This window comes from Streptomyces sp. NPDC096079 (assembly GCF_040303145.1).
Lineage (GTDB): Bacteria > Actinomycetota > Actinomycetes > Streptomycetales > Streptomycetaceae > Streptomyces.
The window spans coordinates 209,994-236,007 of the sequence record NZ_JBEOST010000010.1 but is presented as its reverse complement, the minus strand read 5'-3'; the positions used below and the strand labels follow the sequence as shown (position 1 = coordinate 236,007).

20 protein-coding genes and 1 pseudogene are annotated in these 26,014 nt (G+C 72.9%); 15 read left to right on the top strand and 6 right to left on the bottom strand.

Annotation, left to right across the window (positions count from 1 at the left end; genetic code table 11):
• Positions 1-59 precede the first annotated feature (59 nt).
• Entirely contained in the window at positions 60-1,028 is a 969-nt protein-coding gene (locus ABTY59_RS21925) for a helix-turn-helix transcriptional regulator (RefSeq protein WP_352020680.1), read from the top strand.
• On the opposite strand, the gene ctaD is transcribed toward ABTY59_RS21925, so the two are convergent.
• Positions 985-2,679, bottom strand: a complete 1,695-nt coding sequence (gene ctaD / locus ABTY59_RS21920) for an aa3-type cytochrome oxidase subunit I (RefSeq protein WP_352020736.1) — start codon at positions 2,677-2,679, stop codon at positions 985-987. The genes ABTY59_RS21925 and ctaD overlap by 44 nt on opposite strands.
• A 309-nt stretch (positions 2,680-2,988) precedes the next feature.
• Here ctaD and ABTY59_RS21915 point away from each other — a divergent pair, with 309 nt between their 5' ends.
• Positions 2,989-3,204, top strand: a complete 216-nt coding sequence (locus ABTY59_RS21915; protein WP_352020679.1) for an I78 family peptidase inhibitor — start codon at positions 2,989-2,991, stop codon at positions 3,202-3,204.
• A 17-nt stretch (positions 3,205-3,221) separates the two neighbouring features.
• Here the strand turns inward: ABTY59_RS21915 and ABTY59_RS21910 are convergent.
• Positions 3,222-4,158, bottom strand: a pseudogene (locus tag ABTY59_RS21910) (phosphatase PAP2 family protein); the annotation flags it as partial.
• 407 nt (positions 4,159-4,565) lie between these two features.
• On the opposite strand from ABTY59_RS21910, the gene ABTY59_RS21905 reads away from it, so the two are divergent.
• Positions 4,566-6,470: an MFS transporter gene (locus ABTY59_RS21905; RefSeq protein WP_352020677.1), complete on the top strand. Its 1,905-nt coding sequence runs from the start codon at positions 4,566-4,568 to the stop codon at positions 6,468-6,470.
• A 43-nt stretch (positions 6,471-6,513) separates the two neighbouring features.
• Here the strand turns inward: ABTY59_RS21905 and ABTY59_RS21900 are convergent, their stop codons facing one another.
• Positions 6,514-6,948: a cell division protein SepF gene (locus ABTY59_RS21900; RefSeq protein WP_352020676.1), complete on the bottom strand. Its 435-nt coding sequence runs from the start codon at positions 6,946-6,948 to the stop codon at positions 6,514-6,516.
• Positions 6,949-7,270: 322 nt separating this feature from the next.
• Here ABTY59_RS21900 and ABTY59_RS21895 point away from each other — a divergent pair, with 322 nt between their 5' ends.
• On the top strand, positions 7,271-8,602 hold the full coding sequence (locus ABTY59_RS21895; RefSeq protein ID WP_352020675.1) for a DUF5685 family protein: 1,332 nt from the start codon (positions 7,271-7,273) through the stop codon (positions 8,600-8,602).
• A 59-nt stretch (positions 8,603-8,661) separates the two neighbouring features.
• On the opposite strand, the gene ABTY59_RS21890 is transcribed toward ABTY59_RS21895, so the two are convergent.
• Both ABTY59_RS21890 and ABTY59_RS21885 read right to left on the bottom strand, forming a co-directional pair.
• Positions 8,662-9,627 carry an ABC transporter substrate-binding protein gene (locus ABTY59_RS21890; protein WP_352020674.1) on the bottom strand — a complete coding sequence of 322 codons (966 nt, stop codon included), beginning with the start codon at positions 9,625-9,627 and terminating at the stop codon, positions 8,662-8,664.
• Positions 9,624-10,103 carry a GNAT family N-acetyltransferase gene (locus ABTY59_RS21885; RefSeq protein ID WP_352020673.1) on the bottom strand — a complete coding sequence of 160 codons (480 nt, stop codon included), beginning with the start codon at positions 10,101-10,103 and terminating at the stop codon, positions 9,624-9,626. Before ABTY59_RS21885 ends, ABTY59_RS21890 begins: the two co-directional genes overlap by 4 nt.
• Before the next feature lie 435 nt (positions 10,104-10,538).
• Here ABTY59_RS21885 and ABTY59_RS21880 point away from each other — a divergent pair, with 435 nt between their 5' ends.
• The 9 genes from ABTY59_RS21880 (at position 10,539) to ABTY59_RS21840 (ending at position 20,235) form a co-directional block, all read left to right on the top strand.
• Complete coding sequence (locus tag ABTY59_RS21880; protein WP_352020672.1) at positions 10,539-11,387, top strand: amino acid ABC transporter permease; 849 nt, start codon at positions 10,539-10,541, stop codon at positions 11,385-11,387.
• Positions 11,384-13,189 carry an FAD/NAD(P)-binding protein gene (locus ABTY59_RS21875; RefSeq protein WP_352020671.1) on the top strand — a complete coding sequence of 602 codons (1,806 nt, stop codon included), beginning with the start codon at positions 11,384-11,386 and terminating at the stop codon, positions 13,187-13,189. The genes ABTY59_RS21880 and ABTY59_RS21875 overlap by 4 nt, the downstream gene beginning before the upstream one ends.
• A 79-nt stretch (positions 13,190-13,268) precedes the next feature.
• Positions 13,269-14,165 carry an amino acid ABC transporter permease gene (locus ABTY59_RS21870; RefSeq protein WP_352020670.1) on the top strand — a complete coding sequence of 299 codons (897 nt, stop codon included), beginning with the start codon at positions 13,269-13,271 and terminating at the stop codon, positions 14,163-14,165.
• A complete protein-coding gene (locus ABTY59_RS21865) occupies positions 14,162-14,938 on the top strand; it encodes an amino acid ABC transporter ATP-binding protein (RefSeq protein ID WP_352020669.1) in 777 nt (258 codons plus the stop codon). The genes ABTY59_RS21870 and ABTY59_RS21865 overlap by 4 nt, the downstream gene beginning before the upstream one ends.
• A 31-nt stretch (positions 14,939-14,969) precedes the next feature.
• Positions 14,970-15,944, top strand: coding sequence for an ABC transporter substrate-binding protein (locus ABTY59_RS21860; protein ID WP_352020668.1), 975 nt, complete (start codon positions 14,970-14,972; stop codon positions 15,942-15,944).
• Positions 15,945-15,975: 31 nt separating this feature from the next.
• On the top strand, positions 15,976-17,001 hold the full coding sequence (locus ABTY59_RS21855; protein ID WP_352020667.1) for an LLM class flavin-dependent oxidoreductase: 1,026 nt from the start codon (positions 15,976-15,978) through the stop codon (positions 16,999-17,001).
• A 17-nt stretch (positions 17,002-17,018) separates the two neighbouring features.
• A complete protein-coding gene (locus tag ABTY59_RS21850) occupies positions 17,019-18,308 on the top strand; it encodes an NtaA/DmoA family FMN-dependent monooxygenase (protein ID WP_352020735.1) in 1,290 nt (429 codons plus the stop codon).
• Positions 18,305-19,093: a DUF1684 domain-containing protein gene (locus ABTY59_RS21845; RefSeq protein ID WP_352020666.1), complete on the top strand. Its 789-nt coding sequence runs from the start codon at positions 18,305-18,307 to the stop codon at positions 19,091-19,093. The genes ABTY59_RS21850 and ABTY59_RS21845 overlap by 4 nt, the downstream gene beginning before the upstream one ends.
• Positions 19,094-19,353: 260 nt before the next feature.
• Complete coding sequence (locus ABTY59_RS21840; RefSeq protein WP_352020665.1) at positions 19,354-20,235, top strand: S1 family peptidase; 882 nt, start codon at positions 19,354-19,356, stop codon at positions 20,233-20,235.
• A 52-nt stretch (positions 20,236-20,287) separates the two neighbouring features.
• On the opposite strand, the gene ABTY59_RS21835 is transcribed toward ABTY59_RS21840, so the two are convergent.
• The gene (locus tag ABTY59_RS21835; RefSeq protein ID WP_352020664.1) at positions 20,288-21,328 is read right to left on the bottom strand and encodes an ABC-2 transporter permease; all 1,041 of its coding nucleotides are present in this window, start codon (positions 21,326-21,328) and stop codon (positions 20,288-20,290) included.
• 151 nt (positions 21,329-21,479) lie between these two features.
• Here ABTY59_RS21835 and ABTY59_RS21830 point away from each other — a divergent pair, with 151 nt between their 5' ends.
• Together ABTY59_RS21830 and ABTY59_RS21825 are read left to right on the top strand one after the other, a co-directional pair.
• Complete coding sequence (locus tag ABTY59_RS21830; RefSeq protein ID WP_352020663.1) at positions 21,480-24,914, top strand: DNA polymerase III subunit alpha; 3,435 nt, start codon at positions 21,480-21,482, stop codon at positions 24,912-24,914.
• On the top strand, positions 24,911-25,870 hold the full coding sequence (locus ABTY59_RS21825; protein ID WP_352020662.1) for a DNA polymerase Y family protein: 960 nt from the start codon (positions 24,911-24,913) through the stop codon (positions 25,868-25,870). The genes ABTY59_RS21830 and ABTY59_RS21825 overlap by 4 nt, the downstream gene beginning before the upstream one ends.
• Positions 25,871-26,014 lie beyond the last annotated feature (144 nt).

Sequence of the window (26,014 nt, the reverse complement as noted above, 5' to 3'; positions counted from 1 at the left end):
GGCTCCCGCCCACGACGATGCGGACCGTCGTTGTCCGCGACGGGTGGGAGGGTAGGGGCATGTTGGAGACGTCCGCGCGGCTCTTGCGGCTGCTTTCGTTGCTTCAGGCCCACCGTGAATGGTCCGGCGCCGATCTCGCCGAGCGCCTCGGCGTGACGCCGCGCACCGTGCGGCGGGACGTCGACCGGCTGCGCGGGCTCGGGTATCCCGTGCACGCCAGCCCGGGCACCGGCGGGGGCTACCAGCTGGGGGCCGGGGCCGAGTTGCCGCCGCTGCTGCTCGACGACGAGGAGGCCGTCGCGGTCGCGGTCGGGCTGCGCTCGGCGGCCGGGCAGGGCGTCGAGGGCATCGGGGAGAGTTCGGTGCGGGCCCTGGCGAAGCTGGAGCAGGTCCTGCCGGGCCGGCTCCGGCGCCGGATCGGGGCGCTCAACGCGTTCACGGTGCCCCTGCTCCGTACCCCCGCGGACCGGGTGGACCCGGGCGTCCTCACCGAGTTGGCCAACGCCTGCCGGGACGGCGAGCGGCTCCGCTTCGTCTACCGGGACCACGGCGGCACGGCGACCCGCAGGACCGTCGAGCCGCACCGGCTGGTCTGCACCGAGCGGCGCTGGTACCTGGTCGCCTGGGATCTGGACCGGGAGGACTGGCGGACGTTCCGGGCGGACCGGATCGAGCCGACCCCGCCGCACGGCCCCCGTTTCCCGCCCCGTGAGCCGCCCGCCGAGGACCTGGCCGCCTATGTGGAGAGGGGGGTGTCGGGCAGCGCGTACGCGGTGGAGGCGACGGTCCGGCTGTTCGTGCCGATGGCCGAGGCGGCGGCCGTCGTCGGTCCGCTGGACGGGGTGCTGACGGCGGACGGCGACGGTGCCTGTCTGCTGCGGACGGGGGCGCGGAGCCTGGACTCCATGGTGTTCCACGTGATGTTCATGGGCTTCGACTTCGAGGTGGTCGACCCGCCGGAGCTGGTGGCGGAGGTGCGGGCGCTCAGGGACCGTCTGTCCCGGGCCCTCGACCGCTCGGAGCGCTGATCCGGCTCCGTTCGAACGCGGCGAACTCCGGGTGGTGGAGGTCGAAGGCGGGCGCCTCGGAGCGGATCCGGGGCACGGACTCGAAGTTGTGCCGGGGCGGCGGGCAGGAGGTGGCCCATTCCAGGGAGCGTCCGAAGCCCCAGGGGTCGTCGGTCTCGACCTTCGTCCCGTACCGCCAGGTCCGCCAGACGTTGTAGAGGAACGGCAGGGTGGACGCGCCGAGCAGGAAGGCGCCGATGGTGGACACGGTGTTGAGCGCGGTGAAGCCGTCGGCGGCCAGGTAGTCGGCGTACCGGCGGGGCATGCCCTCCGCGCCGAGCCAGTGCTGCACGAGGAAGGTGGTGTGGAAGCCGACGAACAGGGTCCAGAAGTGGATCTTCCCGAGCCGCTCGTCGAGCATCCGGCCGGTGAACTTGGGCCACCAGAAGGAGAAGCCCGCGAAGGTCGCGAAGACGACGGTGCCGAAGACCGTGTAGTGGAAGTGGGCGACGACGAAGTACGAGTCGGTGACCTGGAAGTCCATCGGCGGCGAGGCGAGGATGACGCCGGTGAGCCCGCCGAAGAGGAAGGACACGAGGAAGCCGACGGACCAGAGCATCGGCGTCTCGAAGGAGAGCGAGCCGCGCAGCATCGTCCCGGTCCAGTTGAAGAACTTCACCCCGGTGGGCACGGCGATGAGGAACGACAGCATCGAGAAGAACGGCAGCAGCACCGCGCCCGTCACGAACATGTGGTGGGCCCAGACCACCACCGAGAGGCCGGTGATCGCCATGGTGGCGCCGACCAGGGTCGCGTAGCCGAAGATCGGCTTGCGGGAGAAGACGGGGATGATCTCGCTGACGATCCCGAAGAACGGCAGCGCGATGATGTAGACCTCCGGGTGGCCGAAGAACCAGAAGAGGTGCTGCCAGAGCAGCGCCCCGCCGTTCTCGGGCTGGAAGACCACGGAGCCGAGTCGCCGGTCGGCCTCCAGGACGAGCAGCGCCGCCGCGAGGACGGGGAAGGCGACGATCACCAGGACGGCGGTGAACAGCACGTTCCAGGTGAAGATCGGCATCCGGAACATGGTCATGCCGGGCGCCCGCATGCCGACGATCGTGGCGAGGAAGTTCACCGAGGTGAGGATCGTGCCGAAGCCGGAGAGCGCGAGCCCCATGATCCACAGGTCGACGCCGGCGCCCGGTGACCGCTCCAGGCTGTTGAGCGGGGCGTAGGCGGTCCAGCCGAAGGCGGCGGGGCCCGTCGGCGTGAAGAGGGAGCCGAGCACCATCAGGGCGCCGAAGAGGAACAGCCAGTACGAGAACATGTTGAGCCGCGGGAAGGCGACGTCGGGCGAGCCGATCTGCAGCGGCACCAGCTCGTTCGCGAAGCCGGCGAAGGTGGGCGTGGCGAAGAGCAGCAGCATGATCGTGCCGTGCAGGGTGAAGGCCTGGTTGAACTCCTGGTTCGTGACGAGCTGGAGCCCGGGGCGGGCCAGCTCGGCCCGCATCACCATCGCCAGGAGCCCGGCGAACAGGAAGAAGACGAACGAGGTGGCCAGATACAGATGGCCGATCTTCTTGTGGTCGGTCGTGGTGAGCCAGTCGATCAGGACGCGGCCGTGCCGCTGCCGGGCCGATTCGACGGCCGCGGTCGCTGTCCCGTTGCCCATCGCCGCCTCCGCCTCGCCGTCCTCCCGGCTCCGCGTCTCCGGGCGTTCGGACAGCGTAAGCATTGTGTAAGGGAAGAGTGTGCGCCTCGGGCGCGCGTCGTCGACGCAATTCGGGACGGGTGCGCGGGAAGCGGTGAATTGATGGCGCGTTACCCGTGTTCGCGGAGCCTTCGTGGGAACTGCCGGGTGCCGTTCGGCATTACTGGAGAAACGGCCGGAATCGCTCCCCGCGACCCCTTGTGAGCAGGCCAAACATATGTCGAGAACTTGTGACACAAGCGTGACCGCGGAGGGACTAACGTGAGGTTCATGTCACCCACTTCGCGCACTCCCGAACCGCCGCACGACGCTCCCGAGTCCTATGTGGGCCTCGACGCCGAGCGGGCCGAGCGACTCGCCAGGACCCGGGGCTGGAGCGTCGTCCGGTCCCTGCCACCCGGCTCGATCATCACCATGGAGTACCTGTCGGCGCGCATCAACTTCGAGGTCGAGGACGGCGCCGTCACCCGCTGCTGGCTCGGCTGAGGAGCCCGCCGGGCGGCAGCGGGGCACGCACGCGGAAGGGCCCCGGCCGATGCGGCCGGGGCCCTTCCGCGGTGCCGGAGACGGTCAGCCGCGGGTCGCCGGGGTGCGCCGGGCGCCGGCCACCCCCACGGGCTCCCGCACGGGCTCGCGGACCGGTTCCCTGACCGGGCGCGGCCCTCCCGAGGCGACGGGCAGCGACGGCACGAGCCGGCGGCGCTCCCGCAGACGTTCCCGTACGCGGTCGCGCGCGGCGAGGATCCAGGCCTCCGCCACGGCGATGACCGGCTCGCACCAGGGCAGGGCGAGCAGCACGAGGAGCCCGGCGGCCCAGCCGAGCAGCACATCGCTCAGCCAGTGCGTGCCGAGGTAGACGGTGGTGAGGCCGACACCGAGCGCGACCACCGCGGAGAGCGCCGACAGATAGCGCCTGGCCCTCGGGGTCGTCGCCAGGTAGGCGAGGATGCCCCAGGTCACGACCGCGTTGGCGGTGTGCCCCGAGGGAAATATGTCGCCGCCCGCGAACAGCTCCGCGGAGCCGACCTGGGTCGCGTAGTGGGGCCCGAGACGGCCGAGGCCGAGCTTGACCGCGCCCACCGAGACGTTCAGCAGGAGCAGGGCGGAGCCGAGGCAGAGCAGGGGGCGCAGGGTGTGCTGGCGCCAGGAGCGCCAGCCCAGCCAGGCGGCCACCATGACGGCCGTGGGCCCGCGCTGGCCGAGGACGACGTAGTAGTCGAGGAAGCCGTGGATCTCGGGCCATTGCTGGTACGGCCGGAAGAGCATGATCTTCCAGTCGAGGGTGACCAGCCAGGTGGAGAGCAGGACGGCCACGACGATGGCGAGATAGAACGCCGACGTCCCGCCGAAGAGGGCGAGACGCGTGCGGGTCATCCGCGGGACCTCTATCTTCGGCGGTTCCGGCTCCCGGTCCAGCCGGGCAAAGATGTCGGTACGCACCCAATCGACGTTACAGGGAGTGAGAAGCAGACCCGGTCGATCCGCTCCCTTCGTGATGACCATGTGATGTGGAGTGGGTCTCACCAGGTGGTCTATTCCAGGCGTCCGTCGGGAAATCCGATGACCTTCGACCCTATTGCCGTGCGGGTCGATTCCGGAAAGGTGTTTGAACGCCCGGGAATTTCTTCAAACAGACGTCCGTGCGGAATTCCATGCGACGCGCGGCCCCCGCCGAGTGGCGTACGCCACACCGCGAGGCCCGCCGGGGTGAGAGCTGCACCACGCGCTCGGGCCTTGAACTCGCGTACGCTGACGGCTCACTCGCCCGTCGATGCCGGGCCGCACTGGGGGGCATAGGCCCTGGTCGGGGCCCGCCGAGCGCGAGAGCTTCACTGGGAGGTACGTACATGCAGCGGACGAACACGGCCCAAGCGCGACCTCGTGGCGCCGTCGGCGCCGGCACCAACCGCTGGCTCGTTCTCGTCGTCCTCTGCGTCAGTCTTCTCCTGGTCGCCCTCGACGCGACCATCCTCCACGTCGCCGTCCCCTCGCTCACCGAGGACCTGCGCCCCAGCTCCACGGCCCTGCTCTGGATCGTCGACGCCTACCCCCTGGTCTGCGCGTCGCTGCTGATCCTCTTCGGCACCCTCGGCGACCGGGTCGGCAGACGGAGGGTGCTCCTCCTCGGCTACGCGCTGTTCGGCGTGGCCTCGGCGGTCGCCGCGCTCGCCACCGAGCCCTCGGTCCTCATCGGGGCCCGCGCGCTGCTCGGCGTCGGCGGCGCGATGATCATGCCCGCCACGCTCTCCATCCTCCGCACGGTCTTCCCCGACCGGCGGGAGCGGGCCACCGCGATCGGCGTCTGGACCGCCACGGCCGCGATCGGGGCCGCCACCGGGCCGGTGCTTGGCGGCTTCCTCGTCGAGAACTACTGGTGGGGCTCCGTCTTCCTCATCAACATTCCGCTCATGGCTTTGATCCTGCCGCTCGGCCGCCGCCTGCTGCCCGAGTCGCGGGGCGCCGCCGACGGACCCTGGGACGTGCTGGGCGCGCTCATGGCCGCCGCCGGCGTGCTCGGCTGCGTCCTCGGGGTGAAGCGCGCCGGGGCCGGCGACCCGCTGCTCGCCCTGCCGACCGCCGGGCCGCTGCTGCTCGGCGCCGTGCTCCTCGTCCTTTTCGTGCGGCGGCAGAAGCGGCGCGCGCACCCGCTGATCGACATGGGGCTCTTCTCCCGCGCCGCCTTCACCACCTCGGTCGGCTGCATCGTCATCGGCATGCTGGCCCTGGTCGGCCTCGAACTCATCGCCGTCCAGTACCTCCAGCTGGTCCTCGGACTCAGTCCCCTGGAGACCGGGCTGCGGCTCCTCCCGCTGACCTTCGCCGCCATGGCGGCCGGCGCCACCGGCTCGTACACCCTGCGCAGGATCGGTCCGCGCCGGATGGTCGGCTGGGGCTTCGTCCTCACCGCCGGCGCGGTGCTGCTGCTGACCCTCATGGGGCAGCACGACCGGCCGCTGCTGCTCACGGTGGGCTTCGTGCTGCTCGGCTTCGGCCTGCAGACCACGCTCTTCTCGGCGTACGAGTCGATGCTCAGCGAGGCGCCGCAGCGGTCCGCGGGCGGTGCGGCCGCGATCGGCGAGACCTCGTACCAGCTCGGCGCGGGCATGGGCATCGCGCTGCTCGGCAGCGTGATGAACGCGGCGTACGCCCCCGGGCTCGCCTCGGTCCCCGGAGTGCCCGCGGAGGCGAGCCGCGCCGCGGCGAACTCGCTCGGCGAGGCCTACAAGGTGGCCGACCAGCTCGGCGGCGCGGCGGGTGACGCCCTGCACCAGGCGGCGCGGCACTCCTTCGTGACCGGCCTGCACATCACGCTCTGCGTGAGCGCCGGGCTCCTGCTCATGGGCGCGCTGATGGCCCGGCGACTGCCGGAGGTCATGGAGTGCCCGGTGGACCCGGAGGAGGCGTTCGACGCGGCCCAGGGGACGCGCGCGGCCCCGGAGGGCCGGCACGCGGACGCGGAGGCGCCCGGCGGGTCCGCGCGGTCGGGTGCCGCCGGGACGTCCGGTGTCGGGCCCCCGCGGTCGGGTGCCGCCGAGACGTCCGTTCCCGCGGAGCGGCCCAGGCTCTCGCAGCCACGTGGTCCCTCGGAGCGGCCGGGGTCTGCGCGGCCGCTCGGTCCCGCCGAGGCGACCGGTCGCGAAGAGTCGGTCGGTCCGGCGGAGGCCCCCGTCTCGCCGGGGCCGGCGGCGCCGCGGGTGCCCGCGACGCGGGAAGCGATCGAGCCCGCCGGCTCGGGACGCCCGGCGCACTGACCCGACCCCGTCGGGAGGTGCCCGGCCGGGCCGGCGGACCCGCTCAGCTCTGGTTGAAGAAACCGTCCTGCTGGCGCCGTCCCGTCTCGCCGCTGATGATCTGGGTGTCGGCGGGGGTCAGCAGGAAGACGCGCGTCGCCACCCGCTCGATCGAGCCGCGCAGACCGAAGGCGAGACCGGCGGCGAAGTCGACCACGCGCTTGGCGTCGTTCGGCTCCATCGCGGTCAGGTTCACGATCACCGGAACGCCGTCCCGGAAGAGCTCGCCGATGCCGCGGGCGTCCCGGAAGCCGTCCGGGGAGACGGTGGCGATACGGCGGCCCCGCTCCTCGGCGGTGTCCGTGGCCACCCGGACCCGGGGGTCCGTCACCCAGGCGTCGCCGCCCTCGGCACCGTCGGCGTACTCGTCGTCGTAGTAACGCTCGTCGTTGTCCTCGACGAGTCCCAGCCAGGCACTCGCCTTGCGCACCGATCCCATGGTCGCCTCCTTTCAGCGCGGTCACTTGTGGTTCCGCAATCCCTATCGTCGTCCATGATGCGGATCGCGCGCCAAGTGGATAGGCGCCGCGCAGGGGATTCGTGACGGTACTGGTGCAGAACGTGAGGGTCGTTTCCTGGCGATTCGTCAGGAAACTTGCGGTATGCGGGGCCTGACGGAGGGCCATGTAGCTGAAAATATGAAAGTCGGGCCACAAGGGTGACGATGGGCGCGTTCGGGTGAACGGGGCCGCTCGCTACGATGCCGCGAGGCCGCGCGGCGGACCTCCACCCGCACCAGCCCGCGACTCACGGGGGAGTCCTTGTTCGGAATCGTCAGACCCTGCACCCACCGCCTCACGGACGGACTCAAGACCGAGTGGATGGCCCACCTCTGCGGCCTCTGCCTGGCACTGCGCGCCGACCACGGCCAGTTCGCCCGCGTCGTCACCAACTACGACGGCCTCATCGTCTCCGTCCTGACGGAGGCTCAGACCGGAGTGACCGAGGCGAGCCGCCGCACGGCAGGGCCCTGCGCGCTGCGCGCCCTGCGCACCGCCCCCGTCGCCCGCGGCGAGGGCGCGAGGCTGGCCGCCGCCGTCTCGCTCGTCCTCGCCTCGGCGAAGGTACGGGACCACGTCGCCGACCGGGACGGCCTGTTGGCCCGCAGGCCCGTCGCCGCCGCGGCCCGCCGCGTCGCCCGCTCCTGGGACAGGGCGGGGGCCAGGACCGGCCGCGCCCTCGGCTTCGACACGGCCGTCCTCGTCGACGCCGTCGACCGCCAGACGGACATCGAGGCGCTCGCCGGCCCCGGCACCTCCCTGCTCGCCGTGACCGAGCCGACCGAGACGGCGACCGCCGCCGCCTTCGCCCACACCGCCGTCCTCGCGGGACGGCCGGGGAACGCGGCACCGCTCGCCGAGGCCGGCCGCCTGTTCGGCCGTCTCGCCCACCTCCTCGACGCCGTCGAGGACCAGGCCGCCGACGCCGTGGCCGGAGCGTGGAACCCGCTCACCGCCACCGGCACCTCCCGCGAGGAGGCCCGCCGGCTCGCCGACGACGCCCTCCACGGCATCCGTCTCGCGCTGCGGGACGCCGACTTCGCGGACGGCAAGCTCGCCCACGTCCTCCTCGCCCATGAGCTGCGCACCTCGGTCGACCGCGCCTTCGGCACGACCAGCTGCTCGCACGGGGCGCCCGGGGCGGGGCACGGCGCGCCGGGCGCCCACGGCCACGGTCCGGTGCCGGGACATCCGTACGCCCCGGGCGCCCACGGCCCGGTGCCGGGAAATCCGTACGCCCCGGGTGGACCGGTGCCGGGCAACCCGTACGCCCCCGGCGGCCCGGGCGGGCCGGGTGGGCCCTACGCCCCCGGCCCCGGCGGCCCCGGCGGCCCCGGCGGACCGCTCCCGCCCGAGCCGCCGAACCGGCGCGGCCTGATCGCCGGCTGCGCCCTCTGGATAGGCCTGGCCTGCACCTGCCAGATGTGCTGCGGGACCTTCGAGGACCCCTGGAGCCGGCAGCGGCGCGAGGGTCTGTGCCAGCAGTGCGACCCCGGAGACTGCTGTGACTGCTGCGACTGCTGCAGCAACTGCTCCTCCTGCTGCGAGGGGGACGGCTGCTGCGGCGGTTGCGACTGCGGCTGCGACTGCTGACGTCCTGCCGACACCCCGCTGACGCCCCGTCGGGCACCCCGACGGGGCGTCGACACGCGTTACTTCTTCGGCGCGGGGATCTCCGGCGGGGAGATCCGCGACGTCTCGATGCCCGAGGCCGTCACCCCCCACTTCCGCAGGATCCGGTCGTACGTCCCGTCGGCCTTCAGGCCGTTCACCGCCGCCTGGAAGGCCGGCGCGAGCGGCGTGCCCTTCTTGAAGGCGAAGCCGACGTCCAGGCGCCGGTACTCGTTGAGGAACTTCACGTTCTTCTGCTGCGTCACCGCGTACCGCACGCCGTTGATCGTGCTCATCACGACATCGCTGCGGCCCTGCTGGAGCGACATCCAGAACGCCCCGGCCTCGCTGTAGACGTTCACCTCGTACGCCGGCTTCCCGGCCTCAGCGCACCGGCCCTTGTTCTGCTCCAGGGTCCTCTCGAAGGTGGTGCCGGCGCCCGTCGCGACCTTCAGGCCGCACAGCTGCGTGAGGTCGGTGACCGCCTTCAGCCGGCTGTCGGCCCGGGTGGCGAAGCCCTGCCCGTCGTTCACGTACGTCACGAAGTCGATGGTCTTCCGCCGCTCCTCGGTCACGCCGAAGTTCCCGGTGCCGACGTCGTACTTGCCACTGCCGAGCGCCGGCAGGATCGCCTCGAAGCCGACCACCTCGCGCTTCACCTCCAGGCCGAGGGCCTTCGCCACGGCGGCCGAGAAGTCGGCGTCCACCCCGACGACGGTCCTGCCGTCGGGGAGATAGGCCGAGCCGGGCGGGGTCCCCACCGAGGCGGCGAACGTCAGGCTGCCGCGCCGGCGCACATCGGCCGGGAGCAGCTCCGCCGCCGCCTCGTTCTTCTTCACCGCGCCGACCACGTCCTCGGTCGGCAGGGCGCCCTGCGCTCCGGTCGCCCCGGCCGGTGCGGTCGCCGGTTCGCCGCCCGCGCAGGCGGTGAGGCCGAGCGCGGCCGCGGTGATCAGGGCGAAGGCGACGGCGGTGCGTACGGTGCCGGAACTCGTGCGCGTACTCATGGCTTCGGGTTCTCCAGGGATTTCTCGAACGGCAGCGGGCCGATCGACTCGGGATCGGCGGACACGTCGAAGAGCGGGCGGTAGCCGCTCGCCAGATAGAGGCCCCTGGCCTCGGGCTGGCGCGGCCCCGTCGTCAGATAGAGGCGGGAGTAGCCGCGGGTCGCGGCCTCCCGTTCGAGCACGGTGAGGACACGGCGGGCGAGGCCGCGCCTGCGGTGCGCCGAGTGCGTCCAGATCCGCTTCAGTTCGGCGGTGTCCTCGTCGTAGCGGCGGTAGGCACCGCCCGCCACGGGCCGGCCCTGCTCCAGGAGGAGCAGGAAGGCGCCGTGCGGAGGGGCGAACTCCGCCGCCGGGTAGCGGTGCAGGTCGTGCGCGGACCCGTAACGGGTCGTGTACTCGTGTGCCAGCTCGTCGAGGAGCGGGCGGGCCAGGGGGTCGGTGGTCGTGGTCCGGTGCACGGACAGCGCGAAGGTCATGACGGTCCCTCAGGGCGAAGGAGGGGAAGGGAAGACAGGGGCGGAGCGAGGGAAGGGGAAGACAGGCGGAGCGAGGGGAGGGGAGGGCTCAGGCACTCACGAGGGGCCTGGAGGTGAAGGCGCCGCGGACAACAGCACGCGGGCGGGGAGAAGCGGCGGGTCGGCTCAACAGGAAGAGGACCACACGCGACCGAAGTCGATGTGGGAGCGCGTGACCAGCTGCTGCGGATGCATGGCCCCAGTGGAACAGGCATCCGTTTCCACGTCAACCGCGATGAGACGTACGGCTCACAGTGCGGACACCCTTGACAGCGGGCCGTGTTGACCGCATAGCCTCGAAGGGCGGATCGGGCTGAGGGGCCCGGATCCGCGGCTCAGCGTGTGAAGGCGCAACCCCGTGTTCGATCCGCCCTCTGGTATCCACGGAGCCCTCGCATGTCCGCGACCCTTGTCAAGATCCCTTCCACGGCCCCGCCGGCGGAGCCGTCTCCGCGTGTCGTCCCCACCCGCCGCACCGGCCAGTGGGCCGCCGCCGTCGTCGTCCTCGTCCTGCTCGCGTTCGGCCTCGTCTCGGTCGTCCGCAACAAGGCCTTCCAGTGGGACGTCGTCGCCGAGTACTTCACCTCCGCGTCCGTCCTGCGCGGCCTCGGCCTCACCCTGTGGCTGACCGCGCTCGTCATGGCCCTCGGCTTCGTCCTCGGCACCCTGCTCGCCGTCCTCAGACTCTCCGCCAACCCCGTGCTCCGCGCGGTGAGCTGGGCTTACGTCTGGTTCTTCCGATCCACCCCGATCCTGGTCCAGCTGCTCTTCTGGTTCAACATCGGCGTGCTGTACCCGCAGATCCTCGGCGTGAACACGGTCAACCTCCTCGGCCCCGTCGCCGTCGCCGTCGTCGGACTCACCCTGCACGAGGCCGCCTACGCCGCCGAGGTCGTCCGCGGCGGCATCCTCTCCGTCGACCGGGGCCAGATCGAGGCCGCCCAGTCCCTCGGCCTCGGCCGGTGGCGCAGGCTCTCCCGGATCGTGCTGCCGCAGGCCATGCGCGCGATCGTCCCGCCCGCCGGGAACATGCTGATCGGCACCCTCAAGGGCACCTCGATCGTCTCCGTCATCGCCGTGCAGGACCTGCTCTACTCGACGCAGCTCGTCTACCACCGCACGTACGAGGTCGTCCCGCTGCTGCTCGTCGCGACCCTCTGGTACGTCGCCGTCACCTCGGTCCTCTCCCTCGGCCAGCACTACGTCGAGCGGCACTACGCCCGCGGAACGGCCGGTGCGCGATGAGCCCGCGCCGCTCCCTCGTCGTCGTGGGCGCCGGGCCGCGGGGGACCGGATTCCTCGAACGGCTCGCCGCCAACCTGCCCGGGCTGTACGGAGACGAGCCCCTCGACGTCCACGTCGTCGACCCGCACCCGCCCGGCCCCGGCCGGATCTGGCGCACCGCGCAGTCCCCGCTGCTCTGGATGAACTCCCGGGCCGAGGACGTCACGATGTTCACCGACGAGACCGTGGACATGGCGGGTCCCGTCGCGACCGGCCCCACCGTCGCCGAATGGGCCGGCATCGAGGGCCGCACCTTCCCCACCCGCTCCCAGCAGGGCGCCTATCTGCGCTGGGTGTACGAGCGGGCCCGCGCCGCGCTGCCCGCCTCCGTCACGGTCCACGAGCACCGCACCACGGCGCTGCGGATCAGCGGCCCCCGCGACGGACGCCAGCGGGTCTGGCTGGCGGGCACCGCCGTCCCCCTCCTCGTCGACCTCGTCGTCCTCACCGTCGGCCACCTCGACGCCGAGCCCGATCCGGAGCAGCGGGAGCTCACCGGCTTCGCCGCGCGCCACGGGCTGGTCCACCTCCCGCCCGACTTCACCGCCGACACCGACCTCGCCGCCCTGCCCGCCGGCGAGCCCGTCCTCGTCCGCGGCTTCGGCCTCGCCTTCGTCGACCTGATGGTGCTGCTCACCGAGGGCCGCGGCGGACGGTACGAAGGGGAGGGCGACGCGCTCGTGTACGTGCCCTCCGGCAAGGAGCCGGTGCTGCACGTCGGATCACGGCGCGGGGTCCCGTACCACTCGAAGATCGGCTACGTCCTCGACGGCGAACGGCCTCCGCTGCCCCGCTTCTTCGGCAGCGAGCAGACCGACGCCCTGCTCGCCCGCCCCGGGCCGGTCGACTTCCGGCGCGACGTGTGGCCGCTCATCGACAAGGAACTCGGCTGGGCCCACTACCACCGGCTGTTCTCCACCCACCCCGAGCGGACCGCGCTCGCCTGGAGCGACTTCGAGCGGGCCTACGAGCAGGCGCCGCCGCGCGGGGCCGAGCTCGCCGCGGTCGTCGCCGCCGCCGTCCCCGACCCCGCCGACCGGCTCGACCTCGACGCCCTCGACCACCCCCTGGACGGCATCCGCTACGCCTCCGCCGAAGCCCTCCAGCAGGGCCTGCGCGACTACATCACGGAGGACCTGAGCCGCCGTCACGACCCCGCCCACAGCCCCGACGCCGCCGTCTTCGCCGGTCTGCTCTCCGTCTACGGCCAGCTCCTGCGGCTGAGCCGACGACTGGACCCCGGCAGCTGGTGGCACGGCTTCTTCAGCTACCTCGCCTCCGGCCCGCCCGGACCCCGGCTGCGGCAGCTCCTCGCGCTCTCCCGCGCCGGGGTCGTCCGCTTCCTCGGCCCCCAGGTCACCGTCGAGGCCGACGAGGAACGGGGCGTCTTCCGGGCCGAGTCCGCCGCCGTACCGGGGGCGTGGACCGAGGCCCGCGCCCTGGTCGAGGCCCGGATCCCCGACCCCACCCTGGAGCTCACCGGCAGCCCGCTGCTGCGCGCCCTGTACGAGGAGGGGACCAGGGCCACCAACGGCGGCCTCCTCGTCGTCGACCCCGTCGACGGCCGGCTCCTGGAGCGCGACGGGCGTCCGCACCCGCGCCGTTTCGCCCTCGGCCCGCACACCACCGCCCGTACGGGAAGCGCCTTCACCCGGCCCCGCACCGGCGGGGTCGCCTTCGGGCAGAACGACGTCGCCGCGCGGGCCGCCCTGGCCTTCCTGCGCGACCGGGAGTGTCGCCTCCCGGCCCCGCTCAGCGCCTGAACGACCGCGCCCCCTTTCCGGCTTCGTGCCGTGCGCGCCCCCGTTCCCCCTCCCCGTGCCCCGTTCCCGAGGAACCGCCATGTCTCTCACCAGCGATCCGCCCGCCGCCGAAGCCGTCACGAAGGGCCCGGCCACCGCGCCGCCCGTCTCCGCCGCGCTCGTGGTCGTCCCCGTGCGCCACCCCTGGCGCTGGGTGGCCGTCGCCGCCACCGCCGTGCTGCTCGTCCAGTTCGTCCACGGGCTCGTCACCAATCCCGGCTGGGAATGGGACGTCTTCGCCGCCTTCTTCCGCACCGAGACGATCCTCCACGCCGTCTGGGTCACCCTCCAGCTCACCTTCTACGGCACCGCGCTCGGCTTCGCGATCGGCATCGTGCTCGCCTTCATGCGCCTGTCCGCCAGCCCCTTCCTGCGCTCGGTCGCCTTCGGCTACATCTGGGCCTTCCGCTCCATCCCCCTCATCGTCCAGCTGCTCTTCTGGTTCAACCTGGCCTACCTCTACAAGGAGCTGAGCATCGGCGTCCCCTTCGGGCCGAGCTTCCTCTCCTTCGACACGACGGGCCTCGTCGGCGAGATGGGGGCCGCCGTCCTCGGGCTCGCCCTGCACCAGGCGGCCTACGCGGCGGAGATCGTCCGGGGCGGGGTGCTCGCCGTGGACGAGGGCCAGGTGCAGGCAGCGGCCTCGCTCGGCATCCCCCGGCTCCGGCAGGTGCGGCGGATCGTGCTGCCGCAGGCGATGCGCTCGATCCTGCCCAACGCCGCCAACGAGATCATCTCGCTCTTCAAGGGCACCTCGATCGTCTCCGTCATGGCGATCGGCGAACTCTTCTACCAGGTCCAGGTCGTCTACGGCCGCAACGGACGCGTCGTCCCGCTCCTCATGGTCGCCACCGCCTGGTACGTCCTGCTCACCACCGCGCTCTCCGTCGTCCAGCACTACGTCGAACGCCACTACGCGAAGGGGAGCACCCGATGAGCTCCGTCACCGCCACCGCCAAGGTCGAGATCCGCGCCGTCCACAAGCGCTTCGGCGCCCTCCACGTCCTGCGCGGCATCGACCTCGACGTCCGGGCCGGCGAGGTCACCGTCGTCCTCGGCCCCTCGGGCTCCGGCAAGTCCACGCTGCTGCGGACCATCAACCACCTGGAGAAGGTCGACGGCGGCACCGTCGGCGTGGACGGCGTCCTCGTCGGCTACCGCCGCTCCGGGAACAAGCTGTACGAGCTGCGCGAGCGCGAGATCCTCAAGCAGCGCACCCGGATCGGCTTCGTCTTCCAGAACTTCCACCTCTTCCCGCACCTCACCGTCCTGGAGAACATCGTCGAGGCGCCCGTCTCGGCCCTGAAGCGCCCCCGCAAGGAGGCCGAGGCGGCCGCCCGGAAACTGCTCGAACGGGTCGGGCTCGCCGACAAGGCGCAGGCGTACCCCAAGCAGCTCTCCGGCGGACAGCAGCAGCGCGTCGCCATCGCCCGCGCGCTCGCCCTGGAACCGGGCCTGCTGCTTTTCGACGAGCCGACCTCCGCGCTCGACCCCGAGCTCGTCGGCGAGGTCCTCGACGTCATCAAGGACCTGGCCGCCTCCGGCACCACCATGATCGTCGTCACCCACGAGATCGGCTTCGCCCGCGAGGTCGCCGACACCGTGGTCTTCATGGACGAGGGCCGGATCGTCGAGCAGGGATCGCCGGCCGAGGTGCTCGACAGTCCGCGCCACGAGCGGACCCGCGCCTTCCTCTCCAAGGTCCTCTGAACCCCCACCCACCCACAGGAGTCGTACCGCCATGACGTCCCGTCGCACCCTGCTCACCGCCCTCGCCTCGCTCACCGCCCTCGGCGTCCTCACCGCCTGCGGCGCGGGCGACGCCGCCGTCGGAGAGATCAGGCCCGAGGGCCAGAAGGACACCGGCATCAACGTCGGCCCGGACCAGAACCGCGTCCACACCGCCAAGGTCGACGCGATCGCCGCCGAACTGCCGGAGGCCGTCCGCAAGAGAGGCACCCTGATCCTCGGCGTCTCCGCGAAGAGCAACCCGCCGCTCACCTTCCGCGCCACCGACGACACGACGCTCATCGGCGTCGAGCTCGACCTCGCCGTCCTGGTCGCCGACACCCTCGGCCTGAAGCCCGAGTTCAACCCGGTCTCCTGGGAGAACCTCTTCGTCGGCCTGGACAGCGGCAAGTACGACGGCGTCTTCTCCAACGTCACCGTCACCGAGGAGCGCAAGGACAAGTACGACTTCGCCACCTACCGCCTCGACGACCTCGCCTTCGAGGCGAAGAAGGGCTCCGGCTGGACGGTGAAGGGCCCGGAGGACGTCTCGGGCAAGCGGATCGCCGTCGGCAGCGGCACCAACCAGGAGAAGATCCTCGTCGACTGGTCCCGGCAGAACGAGAAGGCCGGCCGCAAGGGCGTCGACATCAAGTACTACGACAACACGACCGACTACTACCTGGCCCTCCAGTCCGGCCGGATCGACGGCTTCCTGGGCCCCAACCCCAGCGTCGCCTACCACGTGGCCGCCGCCGGACAGACCGAGGCCGTCGGGAAGTTCTCCGGGGCGGGCGCCGGACTCCAGGGCAAGATCGCGGCCACCACGAAGAAGGACAGCGGTCTGGTCGCCGCCTACGCGGCCGCGATCGACCACCTCATCGAGAACGGCACCTACGCCCAGGTCCTCAAGCGGTGGGGCCTCGGCGCCGAGGCGGTGCCGAAGTCCGAGATCAACCCGCCCGGCCTGCCCCGCACCGGGAACTGACCCGCGCCCCCTCCGCTCCGAGAGAGACCGCATGACCGACAGCACCCGTCCGCTCCACCTCGCCGCCGAGCTCGCGCCAGGGCCGGGACGGACCGATCCCGGTCCGGACACCACCGCCCGTACCGTCGCGCTCGCCCGGCTCGCCGAGGCCGCCGGACTCGACTTCCTCACCCACGACGACTCCTTCGCCGGGCCCGGCCTCGACGCGCTCGCCGTGCTCGCCCGGGTCGCCCCCGAGACCCGCTCCGTCGGTCTCGTGCCGACCGTGACCACCACCCACACCGAGCCGTTCCACGTCCAGGCCGCCGTCGCCACCCTCGACTGGGTGAGCCGGGGCCGGGCGGGCTGGCGGATCGCGGTCTCCCCGACCGGGGCCGAGGCGCGGCTCGTCGGCCGCCGTCCGGCTCCGCCCACCGCCGAACTCTGGCAGGAGGCGGCCGAGGTCGCCGAGGTCTCCAGGAAGCTGTGGGACAGCTGGGAGGACGACGCCGAGATACGGGACGTGGCGACCGGCCGGTTCGTCGACCGCCGCAAGCTGCACCACGTGAACTTCCAGGGGGCGACCTTCTCCGTCAAGGGCCCCTCGATCGTGCCCCGGCCCCCGCAGGGCAACCCGGTGACCGTCGTCGACGCCACCCGCCCGGCCGCCCGGGACACCGCGGCCCACCACGCCGACGTGGCCCTCGTCCGGGCCTCCTCGGCCGAGGAGGCCGCCGCTCTCCGCGCCGAGCTGCGCCGGGCGGCCCGCGCGCACGGCCGTGACCCCGGGCAGCTGCGCGTGCTGCTCTCGCTCACCGTCGGCCTCGACGCGTACGAGGGCGGACCGGGGGCGCTCGCCGAGCTGATCGCCGGCTGGCACGGGGGCGGCGCCGTCGACGGTTTCCACCTCGTGCCGGCCGTGCCGGAGCGGGACCTGGAGCGGTTCGCCGGGGAGACCGTGCCCCGGCTCCGGGAGCGCGGCCTGTTCCGTACGGCCTACGAGGGCGCCACCCTCCGCGACCGTCTGGGACTCGCCCGGCCGGTCAGCCAGTACGCGACGACGGGGGTGACCGCGTGAGCCGGAACAGGAGGCGGATCCATCTCGCCGCGCACTTCCCCGGCGTCAACTCCACCACCGTCTGGGCCGATCCGCGGTCCGGTTCGCAGATCGACTTCTCCTCGTTCGAGCATCTGGCGAGGACCGCCGAGCGGGGTCTCTTCGACTTCTTCTTCCTGGCCGAGGGGCTGCGGCTGCGCGAGCACGCGGGGCGGGTCCACGACCTGGACGTCGTCGGCCGGCCCGAGTCGATCACCGTCCTGAACGCCCTCGCGGCCGTCACCGACCGGCTCGGTCTGGCCGCCACGGTCAACGCCACCTTCAACGAGCCCTACGAACTGGCCCGGCGGCTCGCCTCGCTCGACCACCTCAGCGCGGGCCGGGCCGCGTGGAACGTGGTCACCTCGTCCGACGCCTTCACCGGCGAGAACTTCCGGCGCGGCGGCTACCTGGACCGCGCCGACCGGTACACCCGCGCCGCCGAGTTCCTCGGCGCCGTCCGGGAGCTGTGGGACTCCCGGATCCCGGACGGCGGGCGGCGGCCCTTCGCGCACAGCGGGCCGCAGTTCCGGATCGAGGGCGAGTTCCCCGTGCCGCGCTCCCCGCAGGGGCAGCCGGTCGTCATCCAGGCCGGGGACTCCGCCGAGGGGCGGGAGTTCGCCGCGTCGGCCGCCGACGTGATCTTCACCCGGCACTCCACCCTGGAGGCCGGCCGGGAGTTCTACGCCGACGTCAAGGGCAGGCTCGCGCGGTACGGGAGGGACCCCGGCGACCTGAAGATCATGCCGGGGGTGACGTACGTCCTCGGCGACACCGACGCCGACGCGCGCGAGCGGGCGGCCGGGATCCGACGGCAGCAGGTCTCCCCGCAGAACGCGATCCTCGCCCTCGAACAGGTCTGGGGCCGCGACCTGTCCGGCTACGACCCCGACGGCCCGCTGCCGGACGTCGACCCGGATCCGGAGTCCACGCTCGTGCAGGGCCGGGTGCGGGTCGCCGACCCCGTCGCCGTGGCCCGGAGATGGCGGGCGCTGTCCGAGGCGAAGGGACTCTCGATCCGTGAGACGGTCATCGAGTCGACGGGCCGGCAGTCCTTCGTGGGCTCCCCGGCGACGGTCGCGGCGGCCCTGGAGGAGTTCGTGACCGCGGACGCCGCCGACGGCTTCATCCTGGTGCCGCACCTCACCCCCGGCGGCCTCGACGACTTCGTCGACCGGGTCGTCCCGCTGCTCCAGGAACGCGGGGTCTTCCGTACGGAGTACGCGGGCACCACGCTGCGGTCGCATCTGGGGCTTCCCGAGCCCGTATGGAAGGGTGGGACACCATGACCACGGATCCCCAGCAGGACTGGCAGCACTGGCACGGGCAGCGCGAGGCGGCGGTCGCCTCCTCGTACGGCCCGCTCTCCCTCACGGGCACCCACTGGCTCGCGGACCTTCCCGAGGGCCGTGTCCCCGGCGTTCCCGGCGAGTGGCGGGAGGACGACGACGAGGTGGTCCTGACGGCCGCTGCCGAGGACGGGCTCACCGTCGACGGCAAGCCCTTCGCCGGTACGGTCCGGCTCACCGCCGACCACGGTCCGATCCACGAGTCCCGCGTCGAGTCGGCGGGCCGGCGGCTCGTGGTGCTGCGGCGCGAAGGGCTCTGGGCCGTGCGGGACTTCGACCCCGGCTCCGAGGCGCGGCGCGCCTTCCGGGGCATCGAGGCCACCCCGTACGACGAGCGCTGGGTGGTGCCCGGCGTGTTCCGTCCGTACGAGCGGGCGCGCAGCGTGCGGGTCGAGAACGCCGACGGCCGGGAGCGCGGCCTCGGTCTCTCGGGGGAGCTGGTCTTCGAGCTGCACGGCGGTGAGCACGTCCTCCAGGTGGCCGTCGAGGACGACGGTTCCCTGTGGGCGGTCTTCGCGGACGCCACCAGCGGGCGGGACAGCTACCGCTTCCGTTTCCTGCGGCCGGAGGCTCCGGCGGCGGACGGTTCGGTGACGGTCGACTTCAACCGCGCGCTGCTGCCGCCGTGTGCCTTCGCGGACCACTTCATCTGCCCCTTCCCGCCGCCCGGGAACACGCTGGACACGGCGGTGCCGGCCGGGGAGCGGCGATTGAAGGGGGTCTGACCAGGCCTTTCGCGGTACAGGTACGGATGACGGGCGCCCCCGGCCAGGACGGCCGGGGGCGCCCGTGCGTACGGCGGTCTTGTGCGTCCGCTCCGGGAGGGCCACTATCACAAGCGGCGCATGTCAGGGACACGTCACTTGACGGCGCCTCATGGGCCCACCACCCGGGGCCGCTCCGCTTCCCGGCAGGACGGGAGACCGCCGGCACCGAGGTGACCCGCACGGACACCCACTGATCCCCCCCACAGGAGGAACAAGAAGTGACCACCCCCACGAAGAAGTTCCGGCTGCTCGCCCTCGCTGCCGGCCTCGTCGCCGCCGCCGCGACGCTCGGCGTCCCCACCGCCAGCGCCGACTCCGCACGGACGTTCAGCGCCACCCGGCTCTCCGCCGCGAGCGACGCCGTCCTCGCCGCCGACGTGGCCGGCACCGCCTGGCGCGTCGACACCGTGACCGGCCAGGTCGTCGTCACCGCCGACTCCACCGTCTCCCCGGCCGAGATCGCCAAGATCAAGCGCCAGGCCGGAGCCGACGCCGGAGCGCTGCGCATCGAACGCACCCCCGGCACCTTCAACAAGCTGATCTCCGGCGGCGACGCCATCTACGCGAGCAGCTGGCGCTGCTCGCTCGGCTTCAACGTCAAGGACAGCGCGGGGAACTACTACTTCCTCACCGCCGGCCACTGCACGGACGGCGCGGGCACCTGGTGGTCCAACTCCTCGCACACCACCGTCCTCGGCACCACCGCCGGGTCGAGCTTCCCGACCAACGACTACGGCATCGTCCGCTACACCAACACCTCGGTGACCAAGTCCGGCGCGGTCGGCAGCGTCGACATCACCAGCGCCGCCAACGCCACCGTCGGCATGTCCGTCACCCGCCGCGGCTCCACCACCGGCATCCACAGCGGCACGGTCACCGGGCTGAACGCCACCGTGAACTACGGCGGCGGCGACATCGTCTACGGCATGATCCAGACCAACGTCTGCGCCGAGCCCGGCGACTCCGGCGGCCCGCTCTACTCGGGCAGCCGGGCGATCGGCCTCACCTCGGGCGGCAGCGGCAACTGCTCCTCGGGCGGGACGACCTTCTTCCAGCCCGTGACGGAGGCGCTGAGCGCCTACGGGGTCAACGTCTTCTGATCCCCGGCACCGAGAAGGCCCCCGCCGCCGGCGGGGGCCTTCCCGCCTTCCTCTACGCCTGGGGCTCGCCCACCTCCGAGGCGATCGGCTCCGCCTTCGGCGTCCGCTTCACCGAGGACAGCACCAGGGTGACGGCCGCGCCCACGATCGCCCAGACCGACAGGACCACCATCGAGGCGGTCATGCCGTTGCCCTTGAAGTACGCGATGGAGCGCGCCGCCCAGGTGCCCGCGCCCGGTGGCAGGTAGGGGCCGATCGCGCGCCAGAACGGCGGCAGCATGGGCAGCGGGAAGGCGCCGCCCGCGCTGGGGTTGCCGGCGATCACGATGAGCAGGATCGCCAGGCCGATGCCGACGATCCCGAAGACGGACTGGAGGGCGAGGGTGGCGGCGCCGACGGCGAAGACCACCAGGGTGCCCAGGCCCCACAGGGCCGCGATGCTGCCGGGCAGGGCGCCGAGGATCGGGCCGACGATGATCGCGCCGCCGAGTCCGCCGAGGGCCGAGTAGAGCGCCAGCACCCCGAGCCGGATGATCGCCCGCTCCCGGTTCGCGGGGCGGGAGCCCGCGCTGATCGCCAGGATCGCGGCGCAGATGTAGCCGCCGACGCACCAGCCGATGACCAGGTAGAAGGCGGAGAGCCCGTTGAAGTCCTGGGAGGAGGAGGGGGCCACGTCGACGGTCCGCACGAGACGCTCGTTGGCCGCCTCCAGCTTCGTGATCATCGCCTGCAGCGTCGCGGAGAGCACCTTCCCGCCGCCGGAGGCGACGAGCAGGGTGTCGGTGCGGCCCCGCGGGTCGACGATCAGGGCCCCGTCGATGTCACGGTCCAGGATCTGGTCCCGGGCCTCGGCCTCGTCCGCGACCACGCGCGGGTCGAGGGGGTCGCCGGGCAGCTGCTCCATCCGGTCCTTCAGGACGGTGGCGACCTGCTGCTGGGGGGCGACCACGCCGAAGGGGACGTCCGTGGGTTTCGGGTTGTGCAGGGCCCCGACGTACGAGGTGATGAACAGGAGCTGGAGGGCGAAGACGCCGACGACGAGCAGGGCGGCTCGGGGGGTCACGGCGCTTTTCAGTTCGTCGACGAGGCTCATGCCCCCCAGGCTCCGAGGCGGCGGGTGTTTCCGCAGGTGGGAGGCGCCCGAACGGGTTATCGTACGGATGTTCGAAAGTAGGCTACGCTGGTTCCGGGGGGTGGGAACACTTGTACGAATTCGATGCGGGAGTGCGGGAGGTGCACCGGCCGTGCCAGGTTTCACCCATCTGCACACCGCCTCGGGCTACTCCCTGCGCTACGGCGCCTCGCACCCCGAGCGCCTCGCCGCCCGCGCCGCCGAGCGCGGCATGGACGCCCTCGCCCTGACCGACCGCGACACCCTCTCCGGCGCCGTCCGCTTCGCCAAGGCGTGCGAGAAGGAAGGCGTCCGCCCCCTGTTCGGCGTGGACCTGGCGTACGAGACCGCCGTCCCCGAGCAGGCCCCCGCCGACCGGGGGTCCGCCCGCCGGGTGCCCGTCAGGGGCGGGGCCTTCGTCGACGAGTCCGCGCCCCGCGCCCTCTTCCTCGCCCGCTCCCGCACCGGCTGGGCCACCCTCTGCGCGATGATCACCGCCGCCCACGCCGGGGAGGCGGAGCGCCCCCTGCTGCCCGCGGCCGCCCTGGGCGGCGACGGCGTGTCCGTCCTGCTCGGTCCCGCCTCCGACGTGGGCCGCGCCCTCGCCGCCGGCCGCCCCGACCGGGCCGCCCGGCTGCTCGCCCCCTGGCGCGAGCGGTACGGCGACGGGCTCTGCCTGGAGGCCGTCCACCACGGGCGCCCGGGCACCGGGCCCGGCTCCCTGCGGCTCGCCGCCCGCACCGTCGGCTTCGCCGCCGAGCAGGGCGTCCGGCCCGTCCTCGGCAACGCCGTCCGCTACGCCGACCCCGGCCAGGGGCCGGTCGCCGACGTCCTCGACTCCGCCCGCCGCCTCGTCCCCGTCGACCCCCGCAAGGAGCTCGACAGCGGAGAGGCCTGGCTCAAGGGCGCCGACGACATGCGGGCCGCCGCCGAGCGGATCGTCGAGGCCGCGGGCTTCCGCCGGGACGCCGCCCACCGGCTGCTCGACCGGACCGCGGAGGTCGCCGCCGCGTGCCTGGTCGACCCCGAGGACGACCTCGGCATCGGATCCGCGCACTTCCCGGAGCCGTACCTCGTCGGCGCGGAGCACCGCACCGCCCAGCGCGTCCTCGCCTCCCGGGCCGCCGCCGGGATGGTCCTGAAGGGGTACGAGAAGCGGCGCGGCTACTGGGACCGGATGCACCGCGAGCTGGACGTCATCGCCCACCACGGCTTCGCCACCTACTTCCTGACGGTCGCCCAGGTCGTCGACGACGTCCGGTCCATGGGGATCCGGGTCGCCGCCCGCGGTTCCGGCGCCGGTTCCCTGGTGAACCACCTCCTCGGCATCGCCCACGCCGACCCGGTCGAGCACGGCCTGCTGATGGAACGGTTCCTCTCCAAGCGCCGCACCGCCCTGCCCGACATCGACATCGACGTGGAGTCCGCCCGCCGCCTGGAGGTCTACCGGGCGATCATCGACCGCTTCGGCACCGAACGGGTCGCCACCGTCTCCATGCCCGAGACCTACCGGGTCCGCCACGCGGTCCGGGACGTGGGCGCCGCCCTCTCCCTGGACCCGGCCGAGACCGACCGGATCGCCAAGGCCTTCCCGCACATCCGCGCCCGGGACGCGCTCGCCGCCCTCGACGAACTGCCCGAGCTGCGCGAACTCGCGGGCGAACGGGAGAAGTTCGGCCGGCTCTGGGAGCTGGTCGAGGCGCTCGACGCACTCCCGCGCGGCATCGCCATGCACCCCTGCGGAGTGCTGCTCTCGGACGCCTCGCTGCTCACCCGCACCCCCGTGGTCCCCACCAGCGGCGAGGGGTTCCCCATGTCCCAGTTCGACAAGGAGGACGTGGAGGACCTCGGGCTGCTCAAGCTCGACGTCCTCGGCGTGCGCATGCAGTCCGCGATGGCCCACGCCGTCACCGAGGTCGAGCGCGCCACCGGCACCCGGCCGGACATCGACGCGGTCCCGGAGGGCGACCCCGAGACGTACCGGCTGATCCGCTCCACCGAGACCCTCGGCTGCTTCCAGATCGAGTCCCCGGGCCAGCGCGACCTGGTCGGCCGGCTCCAGCCCGCGACCTTCCACGACCTGGTCGTCGACATCTCGCTCTTCCGGCCGGGCCCGGTCGCCGCCGACATGGTCCGGCCCTTCATCGAGGCCCGGCACGGCCGCGCCCCCGTCCGCTTCCCGCACCCCGACCTGGAGGAGGCCCTGAAGGAGACGTACGGCGTGGTCGTCTTCCACGAGCAGATCATCGAGATCGTACGGATCATGACCGGCTGCGACCGGGCCGAGGCCGACCAGGTCAGGCGCGGGCTCTCGGACCCCGGGTCGCAGGGCCGGATCAAGCTCTGGTTCGCCGGGCGGGCCTCGGCCCGGGGGTACGCCGACGAGGTCGTCGCCCGCACCTGGGAGATCGTCGAGGCCTTCGGCTCGTACGGCTTCTGCAAGGCGCACGCGGTGGCCTTCGCCGTGCCGACCTACCAGTCGGCCTGGCTCAAGGCCCACCACCCGGCCGCCTTCTACGCGGGACTGCTCACCCACGACCCCGGCATGTACCCCAAGCGGCTGCTGCTCGCGGACGCCCGGCGGCGCGGGGTGCCGGTGCTGCCGCTCGACGTGAACCGCTCGGCGGTCGCCCACCGTATCGAACTGGTGTCCGAGAAGCCCTCGGTGTGGGGCCTCCGGCTCGGCCTCGCCGACGTCCACGGCATCAGCGAGACCGAGAGCGCCCGCATCGAGGAAGGACAGCCCTACGCCTCCCTGCTCGACTTCTGGGAACGGGCCCGCCCGCGCACCCCCGTCGCCGAACGCCTCGCCCAGGTCGGCGCCCTCGACGCCTTCGGCGCCAACCGCCGCGACCTCCTGCTCCACCTCACCGAACTCCGCCGCATCCACCGCGGAGCCGCCTCACACGGCGGCCAACTCCCGCTCGCCCAGGGCGGGAAGACCGCCCCCGTCGGCCTGCCCGACCTCGACGACACCGAACGCCTCAGCGCCGAACTCGGCATCCTCGGCATGGACGCCTCCCGCCACCTCATGAGCGACCACCACGCCTTCCTGCGCGAACTCGGCGTCGTCTCCGCACAGCGACTGCGCTCCACCGCGCACGGACAGACCGTCCTCGTCGCGGGAGCCAAGGCCGCCACCCAGACCCCGCCCATCCGCTCCGGGAAACGCGTCATCTTCAGCACCCTCGACGACGGCACGGGCCTGGTCGACCTCGCCTTCTTCGACGACGCCCACGAGCGCTGCGCCCACACCGTCTTCCACTCCTGGCTGCTCCTCGTCCGGGGCGTGGTGCAGCGGCGCGGACCGCGCAGCCTCAGCGTCGTCGGCTCCGCCGCCTGGAACCTCGCCGAACTGGCCGAACTGCGGTCCACCGGCGGCCTGGACGCGGTGGGGGAGCGGCTGTCCGAGACGGCCCCCGCCGGCGGGAGCGCCGACACCGGCCGCCGGATCACGATGTCCACCGGCTACGAGATGAACCCCTGGGCCGACCTCAGACCGGCCGGGGAAGGCGCCGCGACGCCGTCGCGGAAGCTGTGGCACAGCAGCCCGGGGAGCGCGGGATGATCCTCTGCGTACGGTTCCGCCTGGAACCGGCGGACGAAGCGGTACTGCCCCGACTGGTCGACCTGCTCGGCGCGTTCACCCCCGTCGTCGAGGCCGCCCCGCCCTGCGAGGCGCTCGCCGACGTGCGCGGCGCGCTGCGCTACTTCGACCGGAGCCCCGCCGAACTCGCCTCGGTCATCCGGGTCCGCGCGCTCGCCCTGCACGGCGTCGACTGCGTCATCGGCGCCGGGCCCAACCCGATGCTGGCCCGGCTCGCGGCCCGCGAGGCCAGGCCAGGCGCCACCCTGGTCGTCGAGGACCCGGCGGCCTTCCTGCGCGACCGGCCGGTCGCCGTCCTCGACGGCGTCGGCCGCGCCACCGCCCGTACCCTCTGCGGCTACGGACTCGACTCCGCGGGCCGTGTCGCCGACGCGCCGCTCGCCGTGCTCCAGCGGCTCGTCGGCGCGAAGGCCGGCCGCGAGCTGTGGGAGAAGGCGCGGGGCATCGACCGCACCCCCGTCGTCCCGAACGCGGTCTCCCGGTCGATCGCCGCCGAACGCGCCTTCCCGCACGACGAGACCGACCGGACCGCGCAGCGCAGGGCCCTCCTCTCGCTCGCCGGGGAGCTGGGCGCCCGGCTGCGGACCGAGGCCCAGGTCTGCCGCTCGCTCGCGGTCACCGTGCGGTACGCCGACCGCAGCAGCACGACCCGGAGCCGCACCCTGCCCGAACCGACCGGCCACACGGCGGCGCTCACCGCCCTCGCGTACGCCGTCCACGACTCCCTCGGCCTCCAGCGGGCCCGGGTGCGGGGCATCGCGCTGCGCGCCGAGGGCCTGCGGGACGCCGAGGGCGCCGCGCACCAGCTCTCCCTGGACCCGGCGGACGAGAAGACCCGGCGGATCGAGGCGGTGGCGGACCGGGCACGGGCGAGGTTCGGCCCGCGGGCGATCCTCCCGGGCTCACTGGCGGCCTGAACGCGCCGGCGATCCTCCCGGGCTCACTGGCGGCCTGAACGCGCCCCCGTGACGACACCTCACTTTTTACCGACGCGTAACTTCCCAGCCGAGGCTACCCGTGCGTAATTTGGCTGGAGAGCATCCCCCACTTGTGGTCCGGAC